Raw genomic sequence first — 23,689 nt, forward strand, 5'->3', positions numbered from 1 at the left:
CCCGCCCGTCCACGCCCCGCAGCTGGGGCGGGGTGCCGGACGGGCTTCACCGGGGCGGGCCGCCCGGGGCCGGCCCGGGGCCGCCTCCTCTGGAGGGCGTGCTCCGGGCGGTCCCGCGGCCCACTCGTCGCGGTGTCCGCCCGGCCGGGCGGACACCGCGACGAGGTGGTGCTACTTGAGGCCGATCTTGTCGCAGGCGGTCTTGAACTTGCCGGTGCAGATCTCACCGGCGGTGTAGAAGCCGTCCTTGATGACCGTCTCGTTGATGTTGTCCTTGGTCAGGGAGACGACCGGGACGAGCACGGTGGGGATGCCCTTGGCGGAGTCGCTGTCGACGCTGTCCTTGGCGATGGAGTCGAGCTTCTCGCCCTTGGCGAGCGCGACGGCCATCTCGGCGCCGATCTCGGCCTCCTGCGGGTACGACTTGTAGACGCTCATGAACTGCTCGCCGTTGACGATGCGCTGCACACCGGCCAGCTCGGCGTCCTGTCCGGTGACCGGCGGAAGCTTGGCGAAGCCCGCGCCCTTGAGCGCGGTGATGATGCCGCCCGCCATGCCGTCGTTGGCCGAGTAGACACCGATGATCTTGTTCTTGCCCAGCGCGGAGATGGCGCCTTCCATGTTCGCGTTGGCGTTGTCCGGCTTCCACTCCTTGGTGTCGTACTCCTTCCCGATGTTCACCTTGCCGTCGAGGGCGGAGTGCGCGCCCTTCTTGAACAGGGCGGCGTTCGGGTCGGTGACGGCGCCGTTCATCATGACGATGTCGCCGGACTTGGCCTTGTCGCCCAGCTCGTCGAGGAGGGCCTTGCCCTGGACCCGGCCGACCTCTTCGTTGTCGAAGGAGGTGTACGCGTCGATGGGGCCCTCGGCGAGCCGGTCGTAGGCGACGACGGGTATGCCCGCTTCCTTGGCCTTCTGGACCGAGCCCTTGATCGCCTTGGCGTCGACCGCGTCGATCATCAGGACGCTCACCTTGTTGGTGATCATCGTGTCGACCTGCTGGTTCTGGGTCGTCGCGTCCTGCTTGGCGTTGGCGTAGACGACCTTGCCGGTGCCGTCGGTCAGCTCGCTGACCTTCTTCTCGATCAGCGGCTTGTCGAACTTCTCGTACCGGGCTGTCTGGTTCTCCGGGAGAAGCAGGCCGACCGTGATCGGGCCCTTGCTGTCCGACTTGGACGCTTCGGCCTTGTCACCGGACTCCTTCGCGCTGCCACAGGCGGCGAGGGAAACGGCCATAGCTGTCGCGGCCGTGGCCACGGCCGCGCGACGCATCGTTGCGTTCACTTCAAAAACCTCCCTGACGAGGCCGCGTCGTTGCGGCCGAGGTGGCAGGAAGTCAACTCGGCCGCGAGGCCAGCGTCAAGGAGTAAATACTTAACGAGATGACAACGGTGCCATTCGTTATCTAAGTGAAGGCAGGAAGCCCGGTGGGCAGCGTGCTCTCCAACAGGGTGGAATCGCCCATCTCGCTCAGTACGAGCGCCAGCGCCCCGAGCACCTCCGCCCGGCCGCCGAGCGCCCCGGGCAGCACCGACAGCTGCCTGGCCGCGCTCGGGATCGCGTACCGGGAGACCGAATCGCGTATCGGCGCGAGCACCAGCTCACCGGCTTCGGCGAGGTCTCCGCCGAGCACCACCCGGCTGGGGTTGAGCAGATTGCAGAGATTGGCCACCCCGCTGCCGACGTGCCGGCCGACGTCGGCGATCACCCGGCGGCAGCCCGGATCGCCCTCCCTGGCGAGCTGGACGACGCGCTCCATGGTCAGGTCGGCGCCGTGGCTGGAGCGCAGCAGCGGCAGGACGTAGCGGGCCGCCGCGAAGGTCTCCAGGCAGCCGCGGTTGCCGCAGCGGCACACCGGACCCGACTCGTCCAGCGTGATGTGGCCGATCTCGCCCGCCGTACCGCCGGGCCCCCGGTAGACCCGGCCGTCTATCACCAGCCCGGCGCCCACGCCGCTGGCGACCTTGATGTAGGCGAGGTCCTGGACGCCGCGCCCGCTGCCCCAGACCAGCTCGCCCAGCGCGCCGAGGTTGGCGTCGTTGTCCACGTACACCGGCACGCCGAGCCGCCCGGCCAGCTCGTCGCCGGGATTGATCCCGGACCAGCCCGGCAGGATCGAGGTGGAGCCGAGGGTGCCCGACTCGACGTCGATGGGGCCCGGGACGCCGAGCCCGACACCGATCACCTTCTGACGGCTGACACCGGTGGTGACGATCAGCCGCTCGACGAGTTCCTCGGCCCGGCCGAAGCCCTGGGCGGACGAGGCGTCCACATCGAGCGGCTCCGACTCCTCCGCGAGCACCTGATGGGCGAGGTTGCCGACCGCCACGCGCAGATGCGTGTGGCCGAAGTCCACCCCGATGACGATCCCGGCGTCCCCGCTCAGCGAGACGCTGCGGGCCCGCCGGCCGCCCGCCGAGGTGGGCGTGACCTGGACCGTTCCGCCGTCCTTCAGCTCACGGACGATATTGGAGACCGTGGCCGCCGACAGTCCCGTGGACCTGGCGATCTCCGCCTGGGTGAGGGAACCGGCCATACGCACCGCGCGTACGACCCGTTCGAGGTTGGCCCGGTGCAGCGAAGACTGCGACCCTGGAGTCTCCACGAATCATCCACTCCTGCCCTTGGCGGACGGCACGACCACCGCCCCCGGCCGGGGCCGCGACGATGAGACCCCGACGTATCTCCAACTTGTGAACCCTAAGCTCAGCCTTTCGGTCAGCTTCCCGTCAAGACCTTGAGCGAGTACGGGTACGGATGAGCACGGTTCACGCCATCGCCCCGGCGGGCCCGGGACCATGAGAAAACCGCCCGCGGCCGGGGCCGTCGGGCGGTTTCCAGCGGGAGGGCCGGCTACTTCAGCGCCCCCGCGGTCAGACCGGCCACGACCTGACGCTGAAAGACGATGTACGCGGCGAGCACCGGGAGCATGGCCATCACCAGCCCGGCGAAGAGCCCGGACCAGTCCCCCTTGTACCCCTGGCTGACCGCGAGCTGCACCAGCCCCTGCGAGAGGACCTTGTGGTCCTGGTCCGTGTTCAGCACCGTCGGCAGCAGGTACTGGTTCCACTGCCCCAGGAAGTTGAAGATGCCCACGCTGATCAGCCCCGGCTTGGCCATCGGCAGCATCACCTGGAAGAACGTCCGGGTGTGCGAGGCGCCGTCGATGAGGGCCGCTTCCGCGATCGAGGTGGGCAGCGTTCTGAAGAACGAGGTCAGGAAGAAGACCGTGAACGGCAGCGAGTAGGCGATGTAGACCAGGATCAGGCCGTGGAAGGTGTTCAGCAGCCCCACGTTCTTCATGACGAAGAACAGCGGAACCAGCGCGAGGATGATCGGGAAGCTCATCCCGCCGATGAACAGGTAGTAGATGAAGCGGTTGCCCGGGAACTCGAAGCGCGCCAGCACGTAGGCGGCCATCGAGCCGAGCAGCAGCGTCCCGAACAGTGAACCGGCCACCACCAGAAGGGTGTTGAGGAAGTAATCGCTCATGTGCGCCTGGGTCCAGGCGCGCGACCAGTTCTCGAAGTGAAGCCTGTCCGGAAGCGCCCACGGCGAGGTGAAGATCGACTTGTCGTCCTTGAAGGACGTCATGACGGCCCACAGCAGCGGCAGGGTGACCAGCAGGGCCCAGATCACCAGCACGCCGTGCGAGAAGACGTTGAGCACGCCGCCGCTGCGCGGCTCCTCGTCGCGCGCCGCGGGCGTACGGGGTACGGCGGGCCGGGGCGCCGTGACCGTACCGGCGGGCGGCGGGGTGTCGGCGGGCGGCGGGGTTTCGGTGGTCTTCATCAGTACTCCAGCCGCTCGCGTCGGCCCAGCCGCATCACGATGGCCGCGAAGGCCAGTGTGACGACGAGCAGGGCGACACCGATCGTGGTCGCGTAGCCGGCCTGACCGTCGCGGAACGCCTTCTGGTAGACGAGCAACGTCAGAACGTTGGTGGATTCCGCGGGACCGCCGGGCCCCACGGTCATGATCTGGACGACCGCGAACGACTCCGCGCCCAGGGCGAGGATGCCCATGTAGACCCAGCCGGACTGCACCGTGTCCCACAGCAGCGGCAGGGTGATCCGGAAGAACGTGGTCACCCGGCTCGCGCCGTCCAGCAGCGCCGCCTCGTAGAAGTCCTTGGGGATGGACGCCATACCCGCCGAGAACAGCACCACGAAGAACCCGGTGGTGGACCAGACCAGCACGGCCATCACACACCACAGCGCCAGCTTCGGATCGCCCAGCCAGATCGGCTGCACGCTCCCCAGACCGACCGCCGAGAGCGCGGAGTTGATGGCGCCGCTGTTCGGGTTGTACGCGAACTGGAAGAGCAGCGCGACGATCGCGATCGACAGCACCTGCGGGAAGAAGTACACGATCTTGTAGAAGCCGGAGCCCCGCACCCCGGCGACCGCCGCTCCCTTGCGGCGGCGCCCGCCGACGTTCAGCATGAACGCGAAGAACAGCGCGAGCCCGAGCGCCACCACCGGCAGCAGCAGAGCGAAGGCCAGGCTGTGCCGCAGCGCGCTCCAGAAGGTGCTGTCGTCGAGCATCCGGCTGTAGTTGTCGAAACCGACCATCGCGAAGTCCGGGCTGAGTCCGGTCCAGTCCGTGAACGAGTAGTAGATCGACTGGATGAACGGCCATACGACGAACAGCGCGTAGAGCGCCAGCGGGCCGATCAGGAAGCCCACGATGAACCGGTACTTGCCGTGTTGCATGTCTCCGACCCCGAATCTCCGGCGGAAGCCGCCGTACTGCCATGGGGGCGACCCGCTGGACGGGCCGGGACCGGAAGCCCCGGCGGGGCTTCCGGTCACTGGTGCGCCTACTGGTGCTTGAAGTGCTTGATCGAGCCGTCCTTGGCCGCCGCGTCCGCGAACTCCTGGCACTTCTTGACGGCTTCGGCGGGCGTCATGCGTCCGGCCATCATCTCGCCGAGCGCGCCCGAGCCGATCTTCTCCTTCTGGAGGGCCGCGTACCAGTCCTGGAGGCGCGGGTTGAGCACGTTGTCACCCGCCTTGGCGAGCGCGTCCACGCCCGCCTGGAGCGCGGTGGAGAGGGTGAGCCCGTCCGTACCGCCGTTGAAGGCGCTGAGGGACTTCACCTTGGAGGTGAAGTTCTTCGAGGACTCCTCGCTCAGCATGACACGCAGCTGCTCCATGCCGCCTTCGGGGTTCTTGGCGTTGGCCGGCACGATGAACGGCTCACCGCCCGACGCCCAGATCGTGCCGAACGGCAGCTTGTCGGAGCTGTCCAGGCCGGAGGGCGCCGACACCTTCATCTGGAAGTCCTCGGGCGTCGTCTTGGCCGCCTCGTTCTCCACCCACGAACCGTTGGGGATGAACAGCGCCTTGCCCTCGGTCCACGCGGTCTGCGACTGGATGTGGTCGAGCCCCGGGGTGCCCTTGAGGATGTAGCCCTTCTGGAACAGCTCGTAGTACGCGTCGAAGGCGGCCTTGACCGCCGGGTGCTTCCAGGCGTTCGGCTCCAGGTTGTCGATGGCGTCGAGGACCTCGCGGCCACCGATCTTGCCGATGAACGGGTAGAGCGAGAAGGGCAGGTAGTACGGGTACTTGCCCGCGTACGTCCAGCCCGCGACGCCCTTCTTCTTGGCCTTCGCGCACAGGGCCAGCATCGCGTCCCAGTCCTCGGGGTACTGCGCGTCGAGCTTGTCCAGCGCGGTCTGCGAGTACCAGACGCCGTAGACCGTGTACGCGTAGTACATGATCCACACCGGGTCGCCGTCGAGCCGGCCCATTTCGAGGACCCCGGGGCGCAGCGTGTCGCGGACCTTCTTGGCCGGGTCGTCGAAGGAGGGCGCGTCCATCAGCGCGGTGAGGTCGGTCAGCTGCTTCTTGCCGGCGAGGACGCCCATGTCCATCTGTTCGGCGCCCGAGTTGTCGATCAGGTCGGGCGGGGTGCCGCCGTTGAAACGCGGCTGAAGCTCGGTCTGGATCTTCTGCGTCGGGGTGAACGTCACCTTCGCCTCGGGGAACGCCTTCTCGTACTGCTTGACGGCGTCGGTGGCGTACTCCGTGCCGAACCCGCCGTCGAACAGGACGAAGTCGAGCGGTGCGCTCTTGTTCACCCCGAGCGGGTTCTTCGCGGACGTCTCGCCCTTCTCGGCCTTCTCGCTCCCACCGCTGTCGCTGCTCGCGCACGAGGCGAGGAAGCTCATGGTGGGGACGGTGATCAGCCCGATCGCGGCGGACCGCTTGATCACATCGCGACGGCCGAGGCCCCCGTCGTGCCGAGCGGAGGTGGATCCCATGCTCAAGTCCTCGCCTTCTTCAGGACTCTGGCGGTGTACCGGTCACCCGTCGTTCTCACCTGAGGAGAAGGGCCCCGCCACCGCGGTCGGAATGAAGCCGGTCGTGCCGGAACGAAACCGGTCGTGCCGGATTGCCGTGCAGAATTTCCCCGTCCGGATATTGCCTGCGTGATCGGGCAGAGCCCTCCCCCGCCGTCCTCCGTCCCCCGCACGGAGCGTCCGCCGGGCCTTCAGGACCGTCCGGGTCGGACGCCGACAGGTATAGTCCACTTGCCGCCGACTGAGCAAGATCGAAAGCACGTTTGGTCGGCAGTCTTTCCCTAGTTGAGACCTCGTGGATATCTGAGCCGGTCTTCCTGTCATTCGATCATGCCGACCACTCCCGGGCGATACATTCCGGACACGCCGTCACGTCAACACCCTTGACACCCACCGTCACTTGGCTCCTACTGGACCCTGCGCTTCTCGTTTGACAACGTTGTCCGACTGGGTAAGCAGGAGGAAAAGCTCGCCATGCAGCAGAGAACCGGAACCCGGAGCAGACAATGGCATACGGCCGCCCTGGTGGCGGCGGCCTCACTGCTCGTCGTGACAGCTCAATCCGCGGCTATAGCACAGCCCACCCAACCCCGTCCGCCACAAAAGGAATTCATTTCGTCATTCGAGGAAGGCGATCCCCAGCCGGACTGGCGCAATACCGTCGAAGTGGGGCCTGACGGCGAGAAGCGGGCATCCGGAGTCGACGGCGGCTCCACCAGCGGAATTCCGGGCAACATCACCGACCGCGTGGTGGATGTGCGCGCCAGCGACGAGAACGCGGCGGGCGGGGAGACCAAGGAGAACCTGGTCGACGTCGATCCGTCCACCAAGTGGCTCGCCTTCCGGCCCACCGCCTGGGTCGAGTTCGACCTCGACGCACCGGCCAAGACCGTCACGTACGCGCTCACCTCGGCCAACGACCACCCGGAGCGCGACCCCCGGGACTGGACGCTCCAGGGCTCGGTGGACGGCAAGGCGTGGAAGGATCTGGACCGCAGGACCGGCGAGACCTTCGGCCAGCGCTTCCAGACCAAGTCCTACGACGTGAGCGGCCCGACCGCCGCCTACGCGCACTACCGGCTCGACATCACCGCGAACAACGGCGCCACCGACGCGACCCAACTGGCCGACGTCCAGTTCTCCGACGGCGATACGAGCGCTCCGGCGCCCCTCGACATGCGCACCCGGACCGACCGCGGCCCCACCGGCTCCCCGACCGCCAAGTCCGGCGCCGGGTTCACGGGGAAGAACGCGCTGAAGTACGCGGGCACGCACACGCCGACCGGACGCGCCTACTCGTACAACAAGGTCTTCGACGTCGATCTGCCGGTACGCCCCGACACGGCGCTCTCGTACCGGATCTACCCCGCGCTCCCGGCGCTCCCGGAGGCCGATCTCACCTACCCCGCCACGAACGTGGCCGTGGACCTCGCCTTCACCGACGGCAGCTATCTGAGCGACCTCAAGGCCACCGACGCGCACGGCGGAGCGCTCACCCCGCAGGGGCAGGGCGACGCCAAGCGGCTCTACGTCAACCAGTGGAACCAGGTGGACGCCCGGATCGGCACGGTCTCGGCCGGCAAGACCGTGGCCCGGATCCTGGTGGCGTACGACTCCCGCAAGGGGCCCGCGTCCTTCCAGGGCTGGATCGACGACATCAGCCTGAAGCCGAAGCCGGCCGAGAAGCCGCTGGCGCACCTCTCGGACTACGTGTCCACCACCCGGGGCACCAACTCCAGCGGCTCCTTCTCGCGCGGCAACAACTTCCCCGCGACCGCCGTGCCCAATGGCTTCAACTTCTGGACGCCGGTGACCAACGCCGGTTCCACCAGCTGGCTGTACGAGTACGCCCGCGCCAACAACGCCGACAACCTGCCCACGGTGCAGGCGTTCAGCGCCAGCCACGAGCCGAGCCCCTGGATGGGCGACCGGCAGACCTTCCAGCTGATGCCCTCGACGGCCGCGGGAACGCCCGACGCCTCCCGTACCGCCAGGGCGCTGCCCTTCCGGCACGAGAACGAGACGGCGAAGCCCCACTACTACGGCGTGACCTTCGAGAACGGGCTCAGGACCGAGATGGCCCCGACCGATCACGCGGCGATGGTGCGCGTCACGTATCCGGGCTCCGACGCGAGCATGGTCTTCGACAACGTCTCCAACGCGGGCGGTCTGACCCTCGATCCGGCGACCCGCTCCTTCAGCGGCTACTCGGACGTCAAGAGCGGCCTGTCCACCGGCGCGACGCGCCTCTTCGTGTACGGCGTCTTCGACGCGCCGGTCACCGCGAGCGGCAGGCTGAGCGGCGGCGGCGGAGCGGACGTCACGGGCTACATGCGCTTCGACGCGGGCAAGAGCCGTACGGTCAACCTGCGGCTGGCGACCTCACTGATCGGGGTCGACCAGGCGAAGAAGAACCTCGCCGACGAGATCCCCGCCGCCACCCGCTTCGAGCAGGTCAAGGACCGTGCCCAGCGCGCCTGGGACGACATCCTGGGCAGCGTGCGGGTCGAGGGGGCCGGCCAGGACCAGCTGACCACGCTCTACTCCAACCTCTACCGGCTCTACCTGTATCCCAACTCCGGCTTCGAGAACACCGGGACGAAGGCCCGCCCGAAGCAGCAGTACGCCAGCCCCTTCTCCGCGCCGACCGGAACGGACACCCCGACGCGGACGGGCGCGAAGATCGTCGACGGTGAGGTGTACGTCAACAACGGTTTCTGGGACACGTACCGCACCACCTGGCCCGCGTACTCGCTCCTCACCCCGAAGAAGGCGGGCAAGCTGGTCGACGGCTTCGTCCAGCAGTACAAGGACGGCGGCTGGACCTCCCGCTGGTCCTCCCCCGGCTACGCCGACCTGATGACCGGCACCAGCTCGGACGTCGCCTTCGCCGACGCCTACGTCAAGGGGGTCGACTTCGACGCGAAGGCCGCGTACGACGCGGCGGTGAAGAACGCCACGGTGGTCGCCCCGCGTTCGGGCGTGGGCCGCAAGGGCATGGAGACCTCGACCTTCACCGGCTACGCCTCCACGGCCACCCACGAGGGCCTGTCGTGGTCGCTGGAGGGCTACCTCAACGACTACGGCATCGCGCGGATGGGCGCGTCCCTGGCCGAAAAGACCAGGGACAAGAAGGAGAAGGCGCGCTACGAGGAGGAGTCCGCGTACTTCCTCAACCGGGCGCGGAGCTATGTCTCCCTCTTCGACGAGAAGGCCGGCTTCTTCCAGGGCCGCGACACCAAGGGCGAGTGGCGGGTCCCCTCGGAGAAGTTCGACCCGCGGGTGTGGGGCCACGACTTCACCGAGACGAACGGCTGGGGATACGCGTTCACGGCGGTGCAGGACAGCCGGGGGCTGGCCAACCTGTACGGCGGGAAGGCGGGGCTGGCGAAGAAGCTGGACACGTTCTTCTCGACGCCGGAGACGGCCACGGCCGAGTTCAAGGGCTCCTACGGCTCGGTCATCCACGAGATGACGGAGGCCCGTGACGTACGGATGGGCATGTACGGCCACTCCAACCAGCCGTCCCACCACATCCCGTACATGTACGACGCGGCCGGGCAGCCCTGGAAGACCCAGGAGAAGGTGCGTGAGGTGCTGAGCCGCCTCTACGTCGGCAGCGAGATCGGCCAGGGCTACCCGGGCGACGAGGACAACGGCGAGATGTCCGGCTGGTACGTCTTCTCCGCGCTGGGCTTCTACCCGCTGGTGATGGGCAGCGGTGAGTACGCGATCGGCTCGCCCCTCTTCACGAAGGCGACCGTCCGCATGGACAACGGACGCACCCTGGAGATCAAGGCGCCCAGGAACAGCGCGCGCAACATCTACGTGCAGGGCCTCAAGGTCAACGGCAAGTCCTGGAACTCCACCGCGCTCCCCCACGACGTGCTGGCGCGCGGCGGCCGTCTGGAGTTCACGATGGGCCCGTCCCCCTCGGCCTGGGGCACGGGCAAGAACGCGGGTCCGGTCTCCCTCACCCAGGACGACAAGGTCCCCGCACCCCGCACGGACGCCCTGACGGGCCCCGGAGCCCTCTTCGACGACTCGGCCACGACCGAGGCACCGGTCGACTCGGTGGAGCTGCCGGTCGCCTCGGCGACGAAGGCGGTCCAGTACACCCTGACCTCGGGGAAGGCGGCCACGGCACCGACGGGCTGGAGACTGGAGGGCTCGGCCGACGGCACGACCTGGAAGACGCTGGACACCCGCTCCCAGGAGCCCTTCGCCTGGGACCGGCAGACCCGCGCCTTCACGATCGCCACACCGGGCACGTACGCCAAGTACCGCCTGGTGACCGGGGCCCCGGCGACGCTGGCGGAGGTGGAGCTGCTGCGGTAGGGGAAGCCGGTGCGACTACGGGGGGGGCGGGTCACCGGCGGTCGCCGGTGACCCGCCCTGCTGTCACTCGCTCCGCCCGGCCTGTGCCAGCCCCCGTTCGACACGTTCACGCGTGGCCGCCGCCCGGGGGTCGTCGTAGCCGTCGAGGAGGCGCAGCGTCCGGGTCCAGTGGCCTCGCGCCGCCGCCGGATCGTCATCCAGCAGGGCGGCCGCGAGACCGTCCAGAGCCTGCGCCTCCTCCCAGCTCTCGCCCAGCTCCCGATGGGCCGTGGCCGCCAGCAGATGGAAACGCGCGGCTTCCGTGTCCCGGTCGAGCCGACGGTAGGTGAGGCCCGCGCCGTGCCACGCCTGGGCCTCCCTGCTGCGGTTGCCGAGGCGGCGGTGGAGGGTTGCTGAGCGCTGGTGGGACTCCAGGGCGTCGGCCAACTCGCCGTTCGCGCGCTGGGCGTCGCCCAGGGGCAGCAGCCAGTACCCCTCCAGCCGGTGATCGCGCAGCCCGAGGGCGATGTCGAGGGCCGCGCGGGCCGATCCGAGGGCCGTCTCCGGCTGCCCCAGCTCGCACTCGATCTGGCTCAGGAGGCGCAGGATGTTGCCCTCGCCCCGCTGGTTGTCCAGGGACCGGTGGACCGCCAGGGCCTGCCCGGCGACAGTGGCGGCCTCCTCCAGTCGGCCGGCCCTGTAGTGGGTACTGGCGAGGTTGGAGAGTGCGGTTGCGGCCCAGTGGGGCGAGTCCTGCTCGTGGAAGACGGCGATGGCCTGCTCGAAGTGGTCGGCTGCCTGGTTCAGCTGACGGTCGCGGAGATGGAACAGGCCGATCAGATTGAGCGAGTGGGCCTCCCCGAGCCGGTCCCCCAGCTCACGCTGGATCAGCAGGGCGCCGCGGTGGCTCTCGTGGCTCTGCGCGAGGCGGTCGATCCGGCTGTAGTTCATGCCCAGCTCGGTGAGGAGCTGGGCCTCCGCGCCGCGATCGCCGAGGCGGCGGGCCGCCGCCAGGCCGATCTGCCCGGCCACCAGCCAGTCGGCGGCCGGAGCGGAGGGGAAGTACGCGTTCGCCAGGAGCACGGCGAGCTGCCAGGCCCACAGGTCGTGCCCGCAGGAGGCGGCGGAACGTACCGCTTGGAGCACATTGGTGTGGTCGCGCTCCGCCCAGTCCACGGCGGCATCGTAGTCCGGAAAGTCCAGCGGCCTCACGCCTTCCGGCGGCGGCGCGAGGGCCAGATGGGGCGTAGCGGGACTGATCCAGCTCTGCGCCGCGTCGGCGGTGTGCAGATACCAGTTCAGAACGCGGTGGAGCGCGGCTTCGCGCTGCTCGGGCGGCTCCTCGTGCTGAGCCTGGTCGGTGGCATAGGCCCGCAGCAGATCGTGGAACTGGTAGCGGTCAGGTGCGGTCTGTTCCAGCAGATGAGCCCCTACCAGCGAGTCCAGCAGCTGTCTGGTCCGACTGGTCGGTAAGGCAGCGAGGGCGGCGGCGGCGTCGAGACCGAACTCCGGGCCCGGGTGCAGGCCGAGCAGCCGGAACAACCGGGCCGCCCGGTCGGAGAGAGCACGGTAGGACCATGCGAAGACCGTACGGACCGCTTCGGCCTCCTCGTCGTCCCCTGTGCTCAGGGCATCCCACAGGGCGCTCTCGTCACGGAGGTCCGCGATCAGGTCGTCCAGCCTCATATGCGGGTGACTGGCGGCGCGTTCGGCCGCGATACGCAAGGCCAGCGGCAGCCGGGCACACAGGCCGGCCAATTCGGTGAGCTTGCCCGTATCGTCCTGCGGCCGGTACCCGGCGGTGACGGCACGGAGCAGGGCGACGGCCTCCGGCTGGGGCAGGGTACCGAGTGTCAGCCTGCGGGCCCCGTCCCGGACCGCCAGACCGGCGAGCCGGCTCCGGCTGGTCACGACCACGAGGCAGTCCTTGCCGCCGGGAAGCAGCGGACGCACCTGACCGACCGTGGCGGCGTTGTCCAGGACGATCAGCATCCGGCGATCAGCCAGCAGTGACCGGTACAGAGCGGCGGCGGCTTCGGGGTCCTGCGGCAGGGATCCGGAAGCCACGCCCAGGGCGGGCAGGAAGCGGTGCAGTGCCTCCTGGGCGGTGACGGGCTCTCCCGGGTCGTACCCGCGCAGATTGACGTAAAGCTGTCCGTCGGGGAAGCGCTCCTGGACCTGATGCGCCCAGTGCAGCGCGAGCGAGGTCTTCCCCGCACCGGCGGTTCCGGCGATGACGCAGACCGAGATGACGAGCGGGCGACCGTCGGTATCGGCCAGCACCGCGTTCAACTGATCGAGTTCGTCAGTGCGGTTGACGAATTGACTCACGTCGGCGGGGAGTTGCCGTGGTGTGGGGCTCATGGATCCTCCCTCGCCCTGCGGGTGGTGCCCATGGAAGTGAATTCCTCCGGTGACGCTTCCGGCTTGTACGACATCACGGGAAGCTCCCGACAGGTCGTTCCTCGACCTGTCGGGGGAGTTCTTGCCGCTACTGGACTCGTTGATCGCCTATTCCGCCTTCATCACCGGAGGGGGAAGGTGTGCCACCTCGCGGTGGAAGTAGCTCATCACGTCCTCACCCACCCGGTAGAGTTCCCTGATGTAGCTTTCCCAGCAGCCGATGACCTCGGGGTCGGTATAGCGGATCGCACCATTCGGAACACCGGATTCGGTGTACAGAACCTGGTACAGCACGTCGCCGCCGAGGATGACCAATTCCGGAAGAAGGCCATCGCTCTCCGACGGAGCAACCAATTCGGCGCCGACCACACGCACCCGTGTTCCGCACTCCGCCTGCTGCCGCAGCGAGTTCAGCTCCCACTGCAGATAGGGAGTCAGCGGCTGCTCGACCACCCGGACCCGGTGAAACGCGGAGTTGCGACGCTCATCGGCCTGCGCGGCGGAGAGAAGCTTCTCGCGTCGCTCCTCCATGAGCCGCAGCGATTCCATCCAGTCACCTCGCGAGAGTGCGTCGCGGCTGGGGCTGCCCTGCTCCTCGAAGTGCTGCCGTCGCTCCAGTTTCCACGAGTCCCGGTCCTGAATCGCGGCATCCCGCTCCCGGAATTCCCGTTTGTATTCATCCCGTACAAGCCTCTCCCCCTGCTCGGGCAGAAGGGCCGGTGCGCTCAGGTCAAGCATCGGCGATATCCGGCTTCGCCGCGCGGAGCATGTTGCCGGGAATGACGACCAGTCGCTCGTCCGCGGCCAGAGCGACACCCACCGGAAGTCGCCGAGCGTAATCGGAGGTGAGGTCTCTGCCGATCACGGCGACATCACCGTTGTCGAGCTGCCAGATGTCCGGGCATTCGTCGGAACCGTCGGAATTACCTAACTCCTTTGCCGACTTTCCCAGCCGGTGGGCGAATAAGGCGGACCGGTCCGCCTCCCAGGCACGTCCCATGCTTGCCTCCGCAACAAGGTGGTCGAGTGCACGATGACCGCATGGTACATCCGGACGGTTACACAGAGCAACGTACGACAAGGCCGACTTCTCGCCAACCAGGACCCGCGCACGGCCCTCGGCCGTTCAGCGTCATGCGCCCTGTCCGCGTGCCTACTTACGGATCAGGCTGCGCAGGACGTACTGCATGATCCCGCCGTTGCGGTAGTAGTCCGCCTCGCCCGGGGTGTCGATGCGGACGACCGCGTCGAACTCGCGGTGTACGTTTCCGGCTTCGCCGGGGGCCGTGTCGGTGGTGACCTTGACCGTGCGCGGGGTGCTGCCGTTGTTCAGCTCGGTGACGCCGGTGACGGAGAAGGTCTCCTCGCCGGTGAGGCCGAGGGCCTGGGCCGAGGCGCCCTCCGGGTACTGGAGCGGGAGGACGCCCATACCGATGAGGTTCGAGCGGTGGATGCGCTCGTACGACTCGGCGATGACGGCCTTGACGCCGAGCAGCGCGGTGCCCTTGGCGGCCCAGTCGCGGGACGAGCCGGAGCCGTACTCCTTGCCGGCCAGGACGACCAGCGGGGTGCCCTGCTCGATGTAGTTGCGCGAGGCGTCGTAGATGAAGGAGACCGGCGCGCCGTCGACGGTGAAGTCGCGGGTGTAGCCGCCCTCGGTGCCCGGCGCGATCTGGTTGCGCAGGCGGATGTTGGCGAAGGTGCCGCGGATCATGACCTCGTGGTTGCCGCGGCGCGAGCCGTAGCTGTTGAAGTCGCGCCGCTCGACGCCGTGCTCGGTGAGGTACGTGCCCGCCGGGGTGTCGGCCTTGATGGCGCCGGCCGGGGAGATGTGGTCGGTGGTGACCGAGTCGCCCAGCTTGGCCAGCACCCGGGCGCCGGTGATGTCCGCGACCGGGGTGGTCTCCATGGTCATGCCCTCGAAGTACGGGGGCTTGCGCACGTAGGTGGACTGCGGGTCCCACTCGAAGGTGTTGCCGGTGGGGATCGGCAGCGCCTGCCACTGGGCGTCGCCCGCGAACACGTCGGCGTAGGACTTGTTGAACATGTCCTCGCCGATGGCGTTGGCCACCACGTCGTTGACCTCGGCCTCGGTGGGCCAGATGTCCTGGAGGTAGACCGGCTTGCCGTCCTGGTCCACGCCCAGGGCGTCCTGGGTGATGTCCACCTTCATGGAGCCGGCGAGGGCGTACGCGACGACCAGCGGCGGCGACGCCAGGTAGTTCATCTTGACGTCGGGGTTGATCCGGCCCTCGAAGTTACGGTTGCCGGAGAGCACCGAGGTGACGGCGAGGTCGTGCTCGTTGACGGCCTTGGAGACCTCCTCGGGCAGCGGGCCCGAGTTGCCGATGCAGGTGGTGCAGCCGTAGCCGACGAGGTTGAAGCCGACCTTGTCGAGGTAGGGGGTGAGACCGGCCTTGTCGAAGTAGTCGGTGACGACCTTCGAGCCCGGGGCGAGCGTGGTCTTGACCCACGGCTTCCTGGACAGGCCCTTCTCGACCGCCTTCTTCGCCACGAGCGCGGCGGCGACCATGACGTACGGGTTCGAGGTGTTGGTGCAGGAGGTGATCGCGGCGACGGTGACGGCGCCGTGGTCGATCTCGTACGTCGAGCCGTCGGGGGCCGTGACGAGGGTCGGGCGGGTCGGTACGCCGTTGGTGGAGGCGGGGGCGTCGGAGGCCGGGAAGGACTCCTTGCCCGCCTCCTCGTCCTCGGAGACGTAGTTGCGCACGTCCTCGGCGAACTTCGTCTTGGCCTCGGCCAGGATGATGCGGTCCTGCGGGCGCTTCGGGCCGGCGATGGAGGGGACGACCGTGGAGAGGTCCAGCTCCAGTTTCTCGGAGAAGTCGGGCTCGGCGGCCGGGTCGAGCCAGAGGCCCTGCTCCTTGGCGTACGCCTCGACCAGGGCGACCTGCTGGTCGCTGCGGCCGGTCAGGCGCAGGTACTTCAGGGTCTCGTCGTCGATCGGGAAGATCGCGGCGGTGGAGCCGAACTCCGGCGACATGTTGCCGATGGTGGCGCGGTTGGCGAGGGAGGTCGCGGCGACGCCCTCACCGTAGAACTCGACGAACTTGCCGACGACGCCGTGCTTGCGCAGCATCTCGGTGATCGTGAGGACCAGGTCGGTGGCGGTGGTGCCGGCCGGCAGCTCGCCGGTCAGCTTGAAGCCGACGACGCGCGGGATGAGCATGGAGACCGGCTGGCCGAGCATCGCGGCCTCGGCCTCGATGCCGCCGACGCCCCAGCCCAGCACGCCCAGGCCGTTGACCATGGTGGTGTGCGAGTCGGTGCCGACGAGGGTGTCGGGGTACGCCTGGCCGCCGCGGACCATCACCGTACGGGCCAGGTGCTCGATGTTGACCTGGTGGACGATGCCGGTGCCCGGCGGGACGACCTTGAACTCGTCGAACGCGGTCTGGCCCCAGCGCAGGAACTGGTAGCGCTCGCGGTTGCGGCCGTACTCCAGCTCGACGTTCTGCGCGAACGCCTCGTGCGTGCCGAACTTGTCGGCGATCACGGAGTGGTCGATGACCAGCTCGGCCGGGGCCAGCGGGTTGATCTTCGCCGGGTCGCCGCCCAGCTCCTTCACGGCCTCACGCATGGTGGCGAGGTCCACGACGCAGGGCACGCCGGTGAAGTCCTGCATGATCACGCGGGCGGGCGTGAACTGGATCTCCTGGCTCGGCTGGGCCTGGGAGTCCCAGGAGCCGACGGAGCGGATGTGGTCGGCGGTGATGTTCGCGCCGTCCTCGGTGCGGAGCAGGTTCTCCAGCAGCACCTTCAGGCTGTAAGGGAGGCGCGCGGAGCCCTCGACCTTGTCCAGCCGGAAGATCTCGTACGACTCGTCGCCCACCCGCAGCGTGCTGCGGGCGTCGAAGCTGTTCGCCGACACGACAGTCTCCTTCATCAATGTGCGCGTACCTACGTCATGCTGCCGCCACGGCTCCTCGCCGATCCGCTAAGGTAAGGCTTAGTTAGGTAAACCTTACCGATTGGCGGCCGCAGTACGCCCTCGGCAGATATCTCGATGTCGAGATAACTCTAGTACATGACCGCCGCTCGGTCATGTCCGGGCCCGGCCGCGCCGGGCCGTCGGGGCGCGGCGCCGTGCCCCGACGGCCGCCCGGCACTCCGGCGCCGGCCGCCCGACACCCCGATGACAGACACCCGACAGACTCGCGACACCCGGGCCGCGGCGACCTCGCGCCCCGGAGCGGCGACGCGCCGCGCGCGACACCCGTTCGGCGGCGCACCGATGGCCGAGGCGGCTCCGGGCGCCGAGGATCGGTGGGACACGTGGGGACACGCAAGGGCACGCGGGGACATGCGAGGACACGCGGGGACACGCAAGGGCACGCGGGGACACGTGGGGACACGCCGACACCCCACCCCAGCAAGGCGCTTATCTCATCGATGAGATAATCTGACGCCATGGAAGACGACTACCTCGCACGCATCGGCAAGCTCATCCGCGACGCCCGTCAGCACCGGGGCTGGACGCAGAGTCAACTCGCCGAGGCGCTGGCCACCAGCCAGAGCGCCGTGAACCGTATCGAGCGCGGCAATCAGAACATCAGCCTTGAGATGATCGCGCGCATCGGTGAGGCGCTCGACAGTGAGATCGTGTCGCTCGGTTACGCCGGGCCGATGCATCTGCGGGTCGTCGGCGGACGCCGGCTGTCCGGGTCCATCGACGTCAAGACGAGCAAGAACGCCTGTGTGGCGCTGCTGTGCGGCTCGCTGCTCAACAAGGGCCGCACGGTACTTCGCCGGGTCGCGCGGATCGAGGAGGTCTTCCGGCTGCTGGAGGTGCTGGGCTCCATCGGGGTCCGCACCCGCTGGATCAACGACGGCGTGGATCTGGAGATCGTGCCGCCCGCCGAACTGGACATGGAGGCCATCGACGCGGAGGCGGCCCGCCGTACCCGTTCGATCATCATGTTCCTCGGTCCGCTGCTGCACCGGATGGACACCTTCAGGCTGCCGTACGCGGGCGGCTGCGACCTCGGTACGCGCACCATCGAGCCGCACATGATCGCGCTGCGCCGCTTCGGCCTGGACATCGCGGCGACCGAGGGCCTCTACCACGCCCAGGTCGACCACTCGGTCTCGCCGGACCGCCCCATCGTGCTGACCGAACGCGGCGACACCGTCACCGAGAACGCGCTGCTGGCCGCCGCCCGCCACGACGGCACGACCGTCATCCGCAACGCCTCGTCCAACTACATGGTCCAGGACCTGTGCTTCTTCCTCGAAGCACTGGGCGTACGGGTCGACGGCATCGGCACGACCACCCTGACCGTGCACGGCGTGCCGTCCATCGACGTCGATGTGGACTACTCCCCCTCCGAGGACCCGGTCGAGGCGATGAGCCTGATCGCCGCCGCCGTGGTGACCGAGTCCCAGCTGACGATCCGCCGCGTACCGATCGAGTTCCTGGAGATCGAGCTGGCGGTCCTGGAGGAGATGGGGCTCGACCACGACCGTACGACCGAGTACTGCGCCGACAACGGCCGTACGCGGCTGGTCGATCTCACCGTACGGCCCTCCAAGCTGGAGGCGCCGATCGACAAGATCCACCCGATGCCGTTCCCCGGCCTGAACATCGACAACGTGCCGTTCTTCGCGGCGATCGCCGCGGTGGCGCAGGGGCAGACCCTGATCCACGACTGGGTCTACGACAACCGCGCCATCTACCTCACCGACCTCAACCGCCTCGGCGGGCGCCTCCAACTCCTCGACCCCCACCGCGTCCTGGTCGAGGGCCCCACCCGCTGGCGCGCCGCCGAGATGATGTGCCCGCCCGCGCTGCGCCCCGCCGTGGTCGTGCTGCTGGCGATGATGGCGGCGGAGGGGACGTCCGTGCTGCGGAACGTCTATGTCATCAACCGGGGTTACGAGGACCTCGCGGAGCGGCTCAACTCGGTGGGCGCGCAGATCGAGATCTTCCGGGACATCTGATACGCGGGTGCCGCCGCACCCTGCCTGACCTGCGCGAAAGCGGGTCGGGAGGGGGTGCGGCGGCGCCCGTGGGACTTCTTCGGGACGCTGCGCCTGAGCGGGGCTCAGCGAGCCGTTCTCCGGGCCCGACGCCGTCCGGGCCGGGGCTACGCGATGATCGCGTCGCCGGCTCGGGCTCGCTGCCCGCGCCGCGTCGTACGCCGCGTCCGGCCGCCGCGTCGTCCGCCGGGTCCGAGCCGGTCGGCGGGGGGACCGGGAGCAGGAGCCCGCACTGACGAGGATCTGACCTGCGGGCAGGTGCTCGTCAGTGCGGGGCGGTTGCGTGCTCGTCCTCGCCCGGCGCGTTCTTACCCGCGGGGAGGAGGATCGAGAGGGCGAGGGGGACGGCGGCAAGGCCGAAGGTCCACCAGAAGGTGCGGGCGAAAGCGTCGAGCCCGGCCGTAGGTGTATGTGCGTCGTCGAGCAGGCTCTGCAGGACAACGGCGATGACAGCGACTCCGAAGGGCGCGCCGACGCGCTGGACCACACTGAAGGCCGCACTGCCGTGCGGGGCCTGTTCGAAGCTCAGCCCGGCGATAGCGAGTGTGAGAACGGGGAAGGTCGTCGCCGCGAAGCCCAGCCCTTGGGCGAACTGTCCCGCCAGCAGCCACAGACCGGGGCCGTCGGTTCCCACGAGGGCGAAAGGGAGTGTGCCGAGCATGGTCAGCGCCACGCCGGCGGCGACCACGAGCCGACCCTGGATTCTGTTGGCCAGGTTGCGCAGGCCGAGGAAGAAACACATCGTGCCCAGGCCGGTCGGTATCAGAAGCAGTCCGGTGCGGAGCACTGTCTCGTCTCGGACCTGCTGGTAATAGAGCGGGAGCAGGAAGGCCAGCGCGTAGGTGGAGAACCCGCTCATGAAGGTGATGAGGCTGCCGACGCCGAAGCTGCGGCGCGTGAAGACCCGGACGTCGATGAGCGCCGTCCGCGGCGCGCGCAGCGACCACACGGTGAACGCGACCAGCAGTCCGACCCCGCACGTCAAGGGTCCCCAGGCTTCCGGTGCGCCGAACCCGCCCGGACCGGCCGCTTCGCTGATGCCGTAGGCGATGCCGACGACACCGGGAGTGAGAAGCGCGAACCCGCCGGCGTCGAACCGGTGACCCGGCGTCCTGGGAGTCCTCGGGAGCAGCGACCACCCCAGTACGAGGGCGGCCAGGCATACGGGCACGTTGACGAAGAAGAGCCAGCGCCAGCTCCAGAACTCCACGATCGCTCCGCCCAGGACCGAGCCCAGCACGGGCCCGAGGAGACCGGGCAGCGCGACCGCGACGGTGGCGCGGTCGATGCGTTCCGGTCCTGCGGCGCGCATCGCCATCGACATGGTGACGGGCATCACGAGCCCGCCGCCGATGCCCTGGAGCACGCGGAACACGGTGAGTTGGGGCAGGGAGGTGGCGACAGCACAGAGCGCGGATCCGACGAGGAAGACGACGATCGCGAAGAGCCACGCGTGGCGGGCCCCGAAACGTTCCGAGAGCCATCCGCTGGCGGGAATCACCGAGACGAACGCCAGCAGGTAGCCCGTGGCGATCCACTGGGTCTGCGTCACCGTGGCGTCGAAGGTCGTGCGCAGGTGGTCGAGGGCGACGTTGACGATCGTGGTGTCGAGGAGCGTGATGAACATCCCGAGCGCGAGGACGAGGCTGATGAGGGCCAGGCGGCGGTCGCTCACGCGCTGCGGCGCGAGCCGGGGTGTGGAGGAGGAGGTCACACAAATAAACTAGACCGTGTAGTTCATTTTCACAAAACTGGACGGTGTAGTCTGGTCGACGTGACAGGAGAGTGCGGCAGGAGAGTGCGGCAGAAAAGAGGGAGCTGATGAGTGTTGCCGGAACCAAGAAGCCGGTGCGTGCGCGCTCCGGCCGGAAGCAAGCGGCGATTCTCGACGCTGGTCGCGAGCTTTTCCTCCAGCACGGAGTCGACCGGGTCACCATGGATACGGTCGCCGCTCGGGCCGGCGTATCGAAGGCCACTGTCTACAGCCACTTCGGCGACAAACGACGGCTGTTCCTCGCCATCCTCCACGACGCCTCGGAGTCCCTGGCCGCTTCCGCCGGCCTTACGCTTGAGCGCTACCTCGCCGATGACGCGGCAATCGAGACTCTGGCGGAATTGGAGGCTGCGCTGACGGCTGCCGCGAGTGACATCGGCACCACGATGGTCGGTTCCGCGGACTACGCCGCGGTCTTCGCTCTCGTCGCCCGGCACCGGCAAGAGGAACCGGAGTCCGACGCTGATGTCTCCATGGCGAAGCCTGAAGAAGCCTTCGCCGAACGCATCACGCACTTCACTTCCCGAGGACTCCTCGACGCCGACGACGCGGCCCTGGCGGTCGACCACTTCATCGCACTCACCGTGCTTCGCGCGTACAACCACCACCCGACCCCGTCCGTCGCCGACCTCGGCCGGGTACGCGAGATCATCGCCGACGGAGTGCACGTGTTCATCCGCGCATACGGCGCACGCTGACGAGTTCGCCGCCCTCGGTGACGCACTCGGCCTGTTCGGGATCGCCGAACACGTCCGGATCCGCCAGGGGACCGGTCGACCACACCGTCAGATCCGCGAGCCGGCCGACCCCGATGGTGCCGGTCTCGTGGCCGAGGCGGAGGATCTCCGCGTTGACACGTGTTGCGGCGACCAGAGTCAGCGAAGTGTGCTCTCCCGACTGCGAAGCCGCTGGTGGGGCCCGATGAGGTCAGAGCCCACGCCGACCTTGACGCGCTTCGCCCCGGCGCGGACGGCGTCGCGGATTCCCGCGTTGTCGTGCGCGTGCACCGTCACACGCGTCCCGCGGGCAGCCGCTTCCTCGACGGCGACCGCGATCTCCTCGACGCCGAACTGTGTGTCGGTCAGCCGGTCGTGAGTGGACACGACTCCCCCGGTGACGCACGTCTCGATGAAGTCCGCGCCGCGCCGGAATGTCCCGCGGACGTTCTTGCGCACCTCCGAGGGGCCGTCGGAGAGCAGCGAGAGAGAGCGCGGCCCCGGGATCGCGTGGTCATGCCGGTCGGCCGTCGGTTCCCCATCCGCGGCCCTCTGACCATCCCGGACGCGGCGACTCGGGCCGACCCCCGCAGCGATGCCGCCGACGTCCCTCACCGTGGTGAATCCCCCGTCGAGCGTGGTACCGCAAGGTCCCGGCGTCTCCGGGAGCCGGGCCGGGGTGCGCGATGCGCCCGTCGACGACGTGGATCGCGTTCGCGCCTCGCGGCGTGCGGAGCGACGGCGGTCACCGGTAGCCCGCGCGGGCGCCGGTCAGGGGGAGAGCCGGTGGCGCCCGCCGACGGTGGACTCCCGGGCGTCCAGCCAGTACGGCGCGAGGTGGACCTCGAACGGCAGCGGCTCCTTGGCGCGGATGCGGGTCGCCAGGCACTTCACGGCCAGGGAGGCGATCGCGGCTTTGTCGGGGATCACGGAGGTGAGGGAAGGCGTGCTGTAGAGCGCCTCCTGTGAGCCGTCCACGCCCACCACGGCGACGTCCTCGGGGATGCTCAGGCCCGCCTCGTACAGGGCCCGCCCCGCGCCGAGGGCCAGCATGTCGCTGAAGCAGAAGACCGCGTCGGGCCGTACGTCGGCGGGCAGCGAGATCAGGGCGCGCATCGCCAGCAGTCCGTTGCGGCGGTCGAACTCCGTCACCCTGGGCGCGAGTCGCGGATCGTAGGTCAGCCCCTGCTCGTGCAGGGCGAGTTGGAAGCCCTGGAGGCGCTGTCGGCTGGTCTCGGACCCCTTGTGGTCCACGCCGACGGCGGCGATGCGGGTACGGCCCAGACCCGCGAGGTGCGCGGTGGCGTCGCGCGCCGCGGCGACGTTGTCGATCAGGACGTGGTCGGCCACGACGTGATCGCCGCCGTAGCCGCGTTCGCCGAGCAGGACGAGGGGGAACGCGCTGGCGACGGAGGCGAGTTCGTCGGGGGCGACCCGCAGCGGCGAGAGGATCACGCCGTCCAGCAGGGAGGCCCCGATACCGGTGGCCAGGCGCAGCTCCTCGGTGGCGTCGCCGAGCGTCTCCTCGATGAGGACGGTGAGGCCGAGCGCCGCGGCCTCCGCCCTTACGTGATGGGCGAGTTCCGCGAAGTAGGGCATGGTCAGCTCGGGTACGGCGAGGCCGATCAGACCGCTGTGCCCGGTGCGCAGGCGGCGCGCCGACGGGTTGGGCCGGTAGCCGAGTTCGCGCACGGCCCGCGTCACCCGCTCGCGCGTGGCCTCCGACACCCGTGGAGCGTCGCGTACAACGTTGGACACGGTCTTGATCGACACACCTGCCCGCCGCGCCACGTCCTTGAGCGTCACCGCTGCCACCGATCAGCTCCCATCACCTTGGTTCTCCCGGAATTATGCACAGATCCGCGCAGGGTGTCAGCACTCCGGACGCTCCTCGAATCGCTTGACGACAAGGGGTTGACCGTGGAGACACATCGACGTTACAACGTTGGAACCGTACGCCGACGGTCGTCTCGGCGGCAGCTCGCACGGTCACCACGTCCGGGGCGGGTCACGGCCGCCGTCCTCCCTGAAGTGGCACCGCTCGCGGGCTCACGCCGAAGCCGCCACCCCCGCGCCTCGCGCTCCCCCCACCCTCCCCCGGCTGTCGCTCCCACGTCGCTCGGGCCGTCTTCCTCACGAGAGGATCCGTATGACTCCGCCTCCCTCCACCGC

General features: G+C 68.8%; 16 protein-coding genes. 3 read left to right on the forward strand and 13 right to left on the reverse strand.

Features of this window, described 5'->3' with window-relative positions; genetic code table 11:
• Nucleotides 1-171: 171 nt before the first annotated feature.
• The 5 genes from DVH02_RS13180 to ngcE form a co-directional block, all read right to left on the reverse strand.
• Entirely contained in the window at nucleotides 172-1,272 is a 1,101-nt protein-coding gene (locus DVH02_RS13180) for a sugar ABC transporter substrate-binding protein (protein WP_199566265.1), read from the reverse strand.
• Between the two features lie 133 nt (nucleotides 1,273-1,405).
• Complete coding sequence (locus DVH02_RS13185) at nucleotides 1,406-2,605, reverse strand: ROK family transcriptional regulator (protein WP_114623988.1); 1,200 nt, start codon at nucleotides 2,603-2,605, stop codon at nucleotides 1,406-1,408.
• Nucleotides 2,606-2,853: 248 nt separating this feature from the next.
• On the reverse strand, nucleotides 2,854-3,792 hold the full coding sequence (locus DVH02_RS13190) for a carbohydrate ABC transporter permease (RefSeq protein WP_114623989.1): 939 nt from the start codon (nucleotides 3,790-3,792) through the stop codon (nucleotides 2,854-2,856).
• Entirely contained in the window at nucleotides 3,792-4,715 is a 924-nt protein-coding gene (locus tag DVH02_RS13195; protein ID WP_114623990.1) for a carbohydrate ABC transporter permease, read from the reverse strand. The genes DVH02_RS13190 and DVH02_RS13195 overlap by 1 nt, the downstream gene beginning before the upstream one ends.
• Before the next feature lie 107 nt (nucleotides 4,716-4,822).
• A complete protein-coding gene (gene ngcE, locus DVH02_RS13200) occupies nucleotides 4,823-6,268 on the reverse strand; it encodes an N-acetylglucosamine/diacetylchitobiose ABC transporter substrate-binding protein (RefSeq protein ID WP_114623991.1) in 1,446 nt (481 codons plus the stop codon).
• 513 nt (nucleotides 6,269-6,781) lie between these two features.
• Between ngcE and DVH02_RS13205 the strand changes: the two genes are divergently transcribed.
• Entirely contained in the window at nucleotides 6,782-10,645 is a 3,864-nt protein-coding gene (locus DVH02_RS13205) for a GH92 family glycosyl hydrolase (RefSeq protein WP_114623992.1), read from the forward strand.
• 63 nt (nucleotides 10,646-10,708) lie between these two features.
• Here the strand turns inward: DVH02_RS13205 and DVH02_RS13210 are convergent, their stop codons facing one another.
• The 4 genes from DVH02_RS13210 to acnA all read right to left on the reverse strand — a co-directional run bounded on the left by DVH02_RS13210 (nucleotide 10,709) and on the right by acnA (nucleotide 16,919).
• Nucleotides 10,709-12,988: an ATP-binding protein gene (locus tag DVH02_RS13210; protein ID WP_114623993.1), complete on the reverse strand. Its 2,280-nt coding sequence runs from the start codon at nucleotides 12,986-12,988 to the stop codon at nucleotides 10,709-10,711.
• Nucleotides 12,989-13,135: 147 nt separating this feature from the next.
• The gene (locus tag DVH02_RS13215) at nucleotides 13,136-13,765 is read right to left on the reverse strand and encodes a DUF6879 family protein (RefSeq protein ID WP_114623994.1); all 630 of its coding nucleotides are present in this window, start codon (nucleotides 13,763-13,765) and stop codon (nucleotides 13,136-13,138) included.
• Nucleotides 13,758-14,027 carry a hypothetical protein gene (locus DVH02_RS13220; protein WP_114623995.1) on the reverse strand — a complete coding sequence of 90 codons (270 nt, stop codon included), beginning with the start codon at nucleotides 14,025-14,027 and terminating at the stop codon, nucleotides 13,758-13,760. Before DVH02_RS13220 ends, DVH02_RS13215 begins: the two co-directional genes overlap by 8 nt.
• Before the next feature lie 153 nt (nucleotides 14,028-14,180).
• The gene (acnA, locus tag DVH02_RS13225; RefSeq protein WP_114623996.1) at nucleotides 14,181-16,919 is read right to left on the reverse strand and encodes an aconitate hydratase AcnA; all 2,739 of its coding nucleotides are present in this window, start codon (nucleotides 16,917-16,919) and stop codon (nucleotides 14,181-14,183) included.
• Nucleotides 16,920-17,458: 539 nt separating this feature from the next.
• Between acnA and DVH02_RS13230 the strand changes: the two genes are divergently transcribed.
• The gene (locus tag DVH02_RS13230) at nucleotides 17,459-18,988 is read left to right on the forward strand and encodes a helix-turn-helix domain-containing protein (protein WP_114623997.1); all 1,530 of its coding nucleotides are present in this window, start codon (nucleotides 17,459-17,461) and stop codon (nucleotides 18,986-18,988) included.
• Between the two features lie 304 nt (nucleotides 18,989-19,292).
• Here DVH02_RS13230 and DVH02_RS13235 read toward each other — a convergent pair whose 3' ends face one another.
• Entirely contained in the window at nucleotides 19,293-20,741 is a 1,449-nt protein-coding gene (locus DVH02_RS13235; protein WP_114623998.1) for an MDR family MFS transporter, read from the reverse strand.
• Between the two features lie 107 nt (nucleotides 20,742-20,848).
• Here DVH02_RS13235 and DVH02_RS13240 point away from each other — a divergent pair, with 107 nt between their 5' ends.
• Nucleotides 20,849-21,499 (forward strand): TetR/AcrR family transcriptional regulator, encoded by a 651-nt coding sequence (locus tag DVH02_RS13240; RefSeq protein WP_114624000.1) that lies wholly within the window; start codon nucleotides 20,849-20,851, stop codon nucleotides 21,497-21,499.
• Here DVH02_RS13240 and DVH02_RS37105 read toward each other — a convergent pair.
• The 3 genes from DVH02_RS37105 to DVH02_RS13250 all read right to left on the reverse strand — a co-directional run bounded on the left by DVH02_RS37105 (nucleotide 21,474) and on the right by DVH02_RS13250 (nucleotide 23,332).
• Nucleotides 21,474-21,680: an amidohydrolase family protein gene (locus DVH02_RS37105; protein ID WP_199566266.1), complete on the reverse strand. Its 207-nt coding sequence runs from the start codon at nucleotides 21,678-21,680 to the stop codon at nucleotides 21,474-21,476. The genes DVH02_RS13240 and DVH02_RS37105 overlap by 26 nt on opposite strands.
• Entirely contained in the window at nucleotides 21,677-22,132 is a 456-nt protein-coding gene (locus DVH02_RS13245; protein WP_199566264.1) for an amidohydrolase family protein, read from the reverse strand. The genes DVH02_RS37105 and DVH02_RS13245 overlap by 4 nt, the downstream gene beginning before the upstream one ends.
• A gap of 156 nt (nucleotides 22,133-22,288) precedes the next feature.
• The gene (locus tag DVH02_RS13250; protein WP_114623999.1) at nucleotides 22,289-23,332 is read right to left on the reverse strand and encodes a LacI family DNA-binding transcriptional regulator; all 1,044 of its coding nucleotides are present in this window, start codon (nucleotides 23,330-23,332) and stop codon (nucleotides 22,289-22,291) included.
• Nucleotides 23,333-23,689: the final 357 nt, after the last annotated feature.

Source organism: Streptomyces corynorhini (genome assembly GCF_003346515.1).
GTDB lineage: Bacteria > Actinomycetota > Actinomycetes > Streptomycetales > Streptomycetaceae > Streptomyces > Streptomyces corynorhini.

Excerpts from the sequence above, each read along its gene's own strand:
- DVH02_RS13215 (WP_114623994.1), bottom strand. The coding sequence starts at position 13,765 with ATGCTTGACCTGAGCGCACCGGCCCTTCTGCCCGAGCAGGGGGAGAGG.
- DVH02_RS13210 (WP_114623993.1), bottom strand. The coding sequence starts at position 12,988 with ATGAGCCCCACACCACGGCAACTCCCCGCCGACGTGAGTCAATTCGTC.
- DVH02_RS13205 (WP_114623992.1), top strand. The coding sequence starts at position 6,782 with ATGCAGCAGAGAACCGGAACCCGGAGCAGACAATGGCATACGGCCGCC.
- DVH02_RS13230 (WP_114623997.1), top strand. The coding sequence starts at position 17,459 with ATGGAAGACGACTACCTCGCACGCATCGGCAAGCTCATCCGCGACGCC.
- DVH02_RS13195 (WP_114623990.1), bottom strand. The coding sequence starts at position 4,715 with ATGCAACACGGCAAGTACCGGTTCATCGTGGGCTTCCTGATCGGCCCG.
- DVH02_RS13190 (WP_114623989.1), bottom strand. The coding sequence starts at position 3,792 with ATGAAGACCACCGAAACCCCGCCGCCCGCCGACACCCCGCCGCCCGCC.
- DVH02_RS13220 (WP_114623995.1), bottom strand. The coding sequence starts at position 14,027 with ATGGGACGTGCCTGGGAGGCGGACCGGTCCGCCTTATTCGCCCACCGG.
- ngcE (WP_114623991.1), bottom strand. The coding sequence starts at position 6,268 with ATGGGATCCACCTCCGCTCGGCACGACGGGGGCCTCGGCCGTCGCGAT.
- DVH02_RS13240 (WP_114624000.1), top strand. The coding sequence starts at position 20,849 with ATGAGTGTTGCCGGAACCAAGAAGCCGGTGCGTGCGCGCTCCGGCCGG.
- DVH02_RS13180 (WP_199566265.1), bottom strand. The coding sequence starts at position 1,272 with ATGCGTCGCGCGGCCGTGGCCACGGCCGCGACAGCTATGGCCGTTTCC.